This window comes from Flavobacterium sp. (genome assembly GCF_043722275.1).
In the GTDB taxonomy this organism is placed as follows: Bacteria; Bacteroidota; Bacteroidia; order Flavobacteriales; family Flavobacteriaceae; genus Flavobacterium.
Map to the genome: position 1 here is coordinate 1 of NZ_JAYSPC010000011.1, position 4,268 is coordinate 4,268.

3 protein-coding genes are annotated in these 4,268 nt (G+C 34.2%); 1 reads left to right on the forward strand and 2 read right to left on the reverse strand.

The window, feature by feature from the left end; translation table 11 throughout:
• Positions 1-184 (forward strand): hypothetical protein (locus ACHZDT_RS01655; protein WP_394772927.1); only part of this gene is annotated, 184 nt, incomplete at its 5' end.
• 197 nt (positions 185-381) lie between these two features.
• Here the strand turns inward: ACHZDT_RS01655 and ACHZDT_RS01660 are convergent.
• A complete protein-coding gene (locus ACHZDT_RS01660; RefSeq protein ID WP_394772928.1) occupies positions 382-1,011 on the reverse strand; it encodes an FMN-dependent NADH-azoreductase in 630 nt (209 codons plus the stop codon).
• A gap of 791 nt (positions 1,012-1,802) precedes the next feature.
• Positions 1,803-3,083, reverse strand: a complete 1,281-nt coding sequence (locus ACHZDT_RS01665) for an NRAMP family divalent metal transporter (protein ID WP_394772929.1) — start codon at positions 3,081-3,083, stop codon at positions 1,803-1,805.
• Positions 3,084-4,268: the final 1,185 nt, after the last annotated feature.

Genomic DNA, 4,268 nt, shown 5'->3' on the forward strand with positions numbered 1-4,268 from the left:
TTTTTTTTTAATTATTAAATATAATCAACAACTCCAAAATGCAGTTTGGATTGGTATTTCCGTCATTTCAGAATTAGAGTTTTTATCCATTATCGCTGCTTCCGCTATGGAGAACCAAGCTTCACTACTTTCCAATGATGTTATTTTTCAACGAGTAGAACAATTATTTGTTTTGATTTTCTAAAACCAAATAATTCTCTCGGGTGTGTATTTGACCCCCTCAGTATTGAGTAGCTTTTTGTGGTCAAAGGGACCAAAGAATAGACACCCGAAGTCAAAGACTGCCGCGTGAGCAGTGCCGTTTTTCATGAGGAGTTTTATGGGTTGTTTAAGGAAAACCTTGCACCAGCGGGGATTAATATCCAGTGCCAGCGGGTGTTTTTAAAAATTTATGGTCGCAGCCAAATCTGAAGCTTCTTTATTCGCTTCATTGATTTTCATTGTTGCTAAATCAGGCGTATAATCCAAAGGTTGTGCATTGACAAAAGAGACATCAGTGATGCCTGCAAACCCAAAAATTGTCCTTAAATAAGATTCTTGAAAATCCATAACATTCATAGGACTGCCGACGCTATAGTCGCTCCCACGAGACGTAATGCAAATCATTTTTTTGTTTTTAGCTAAACCTTCAACACCCGTTGCGGTGAATTTGAAAAGGATGCCTGGTTGCATAATGACATCAATGTAATGTTTCAGTTTATAAGGCACTGAAAAATTCCACATCGGTGCTGAAATGACATACATGTCAAAGGAAACAAATGATTTGGAAATGTCTGCAATCTCATTCCACATAAATTGGCTGGCTGTGTCCAAAGTAGCACCAGCTATTGTCATGTATTTTGTTTCTGTGACGCTTTGATTGAGCGTCGGTAAATCCATTTGGAAAAGCTCTAAATCTTCAACAATTAAATTAGGATGTTTACTTTTGAGCGAGTTGATAAACTCATTTGCGATACGAGTTGTACGCGATTTTTCACCTCTTGGTGAGGCGATGATGTGGAGTAGTTTCATTATACTGGTTTAATAAAAGTTTAGTGTTAAACACTATTGTTTAACTGATGACAAAACTAAGAAGTTTTAATTTAAAAAACGCAATTATTTATTTTTGAAATCCTAATTTTTTTGACTACAAATCCAATCAATATAGGCTTTTTAATGTGTTTCTGTTAAAGACATAAAAAAGGCATGTGCTTTGGGTGAATCCAACAAACAAACCATCAATTCGTCGGGAATACTGAGTAAGCGTGGCATACTATCCAATTGAGTATGGCTTGGGTGTGTAGTTGAGTAAGAGAATCTCATAGTTGTTTAGTTTTCTTCTGATGCTTCCATAAGTGCTTTCATAAGTATATCCGCAGCACCTACTTCAAATTGAGGGGTATGTAAATAATAGATTTTGTTAGGCAATAATTCTGTTAATGATACCATATCCTATTTTTACTGTAAAGTTAAAAGATTTATCTCAGCTTTAAAATAGACAAATATTATTGAAGTGATAAAAGCCTTTGTTTTCTATTACTTGAAATGCTTTGCAAGATTTTTAATTTATAAATTTTTATTATCAAGGCATAGCCCCCCTCAGTATTAAATAGCTTTTTGTGGTCAAAGAGACCACAGAATAAGACTTCCGCAGTGAGAGACTGCCGCGCGAGCAATCCCGTTTTTCATAGGGAGTTTTATGGGTTATTTAAGGAAAACCTTGCACCAACGGGCACGTCACCCTCCATTTTGCCAAACCCATGTTATAGGCAGTCAAGTTTTTCCACAATCTGATTTTATTTTAAGGTCTTTCATATAAGTTGTCAAGAGTTATACTTGTCTGAAAGTTGCATATAAATTAAAGCCACAGCAGCAACCGTCATAGTAATTAATGCAGCAAAACCAAGAATATTTGTTATTCTTCCATTCACGTTTTCACCCATTATTTTTTTGTTGTTTGAAATGTGCAGTATAATAGCAATTAAGACAGGAGCAGTTAGTCCATAAAGAACAGCTGTATAAATTAATGACTGAATTGGAGTAATGCCTATATAGTTTAATGATAAACCGAGTATCAATGAAATAGCAATGATGGCATAAAATGCTTTTGCTTCATGAAATTTTTTGTCAAGCCCTTGTTCCCAACCAAATGTTTCAGTAATGATGTAAGAAATAGAACCACTCAATACCGGAATTGCAATAAGCCCTGTTCCGATGACACCAATAGCAAAAAGAAGATAAGCAAGGTTTCCAGCTAATGGTTTTAGTGCCATTGCCGCCTGTTCAACTGTATCAATTTGGTGTATGCCACCTTTGAACAAAACCGTGCCTGTTGTAAGAATTATAAAATACATAACAAAACCTGAAACGGTCATTCCAAAATCTACATCTTGGTTCATCTCATGGATTATCTTTTTGTTTACAATCAAATGGTTTCTCTTATTCTTCATTTCTTCAACTTCTACAGATGCTTGCCAAAAGAAAAGATATGGCGAAATGGTTGTGCCAAGAATGCCAACTATAATGGTAATAAAGTCCTTGTCAAATTTTATAGTTGGAATAAATGTCGCTTTGAGAATTTCGATAAAATCCTGTTTATACAAAAACGGAACAACAAAATAGACCAACATAACGATGCACAAATATTTTAGAACAGATGCAATTTTTTGATATGGTAAGTAGATAATTAGCCCTAAAAGGATAATTGTGAAAATAACACTAAAATAATTAGCATCAAAAGACGGAAATAGTAGATTTCCCACAGCTCCCATACCTGCAATGTCAGCACCAATATTCATTACAATGGCAGGAAAACTAAACAACAACATCAGATACAAAATAGGTCTTGGATAGTGTTTTTTAAGTGTTCCTGTTAAGCCTTGTGATGTTACTAATCCAATTCTCGCACACATTTGCTGAATAGAAGCCATGAGTGGAAAAGCAATAATTGCTGTCCATAATGTTGAAAGTCCATATGCAGCACCTGCCTGTGAGTATGTTGCAATGCCGGATGGGTCATCGTCACTTGCTCCTGTTACAAGTCCAGGTCCTAGTTTCTTCCAACTAATAAGAAGTTTAGACGAAAATGTTTTATTTTTTTTCATTTTTTTAAACGCTGGTGAATGGTCGGCAAAAGCCCAACCAAGATAAGTAGGAAAGCCGTAGTAATATTTATTCTTATAAAAAGTTCTGGATAACTGTCTTGGTGAAAAAACCAATAAAGGTTTGTTGCTACACAAAACAAGCAAATCAGAATTGTCAGGATGGCCATTGCTTTATGTTTCATTCTTATCGTATGTCTCTTTGTTTCGTGCAGAAATATTTTGGTTAGCACCGTCCTCATTGGTTGCCTATAACTCGCAAATATGCAAAAGTTTTATCGTACTTTTTGTATTGTTACGTTTCTTTACCTCAGAGCGCGAAAAGAAAACTTGCTACTTCCTCCCTTAAATTATTTATAAAGATTTAATAGAAGATTGTGTAAATAATCAAACAAAATTAATCCAAAAACAATAATATTTCACAATTCTTTAATTTATTTTTTTATAAATCTAACTCATCAGTTTGCACTGCATCTTCTCTCAATAAAAACAAGGCTCATCAAGCTACTTTGTCTCCTACAAATCTTTGATTAAACAGAAGCACCCCCTCAGTATTAAGCTCATATTTTTATAAAACGGCAGCTGCCATCACACAATATGAGGGTAAAATCATGCGCTTTTGACTTGATTTTGTAGTACGGAGATTTTATTTAGTCATGCAGAAGAATTATTTTGTAATGCGGAGACTTTATTTTGTAAAACTGAGGGGTGATTTTTAAAACAGAGGCATGATTTTGTAAAACGAACGCATAGTTTTGTAAAACTGAGGGGTATTTTGTAGTACGGAGATTTTATTTAGTCGTGCGGAAGAATTATTTTGTAAAACGGAGAGGGAATTTTGTAAAACGAAGGTTTGCCCATTGTCAACATCTAAATTAGTAAAATTCGTCAATTCGTAAAATTCGTGGTATCTTACACGTAGTAAGGATATTTCGATTAAATGTATTGTACCACGAATTTTACGAATTGACGAATTTTACTAATTTGTGTGTTGACTGCTGGTTTTATTTAAATATAAAATAAATCGCCAAAATAATAAAGCCAAATCCCACAATATGATTCCATTTCAAATGGGGTTGTGTAATAAGTCAAAAATATAATAATTGAAATTTTGAAGCCAAATAAAATTTTGAATTTAGCTCAACTTGCAGCAAGTTTGAAACTTGCTGCAAGTTATTTGACAAAAAA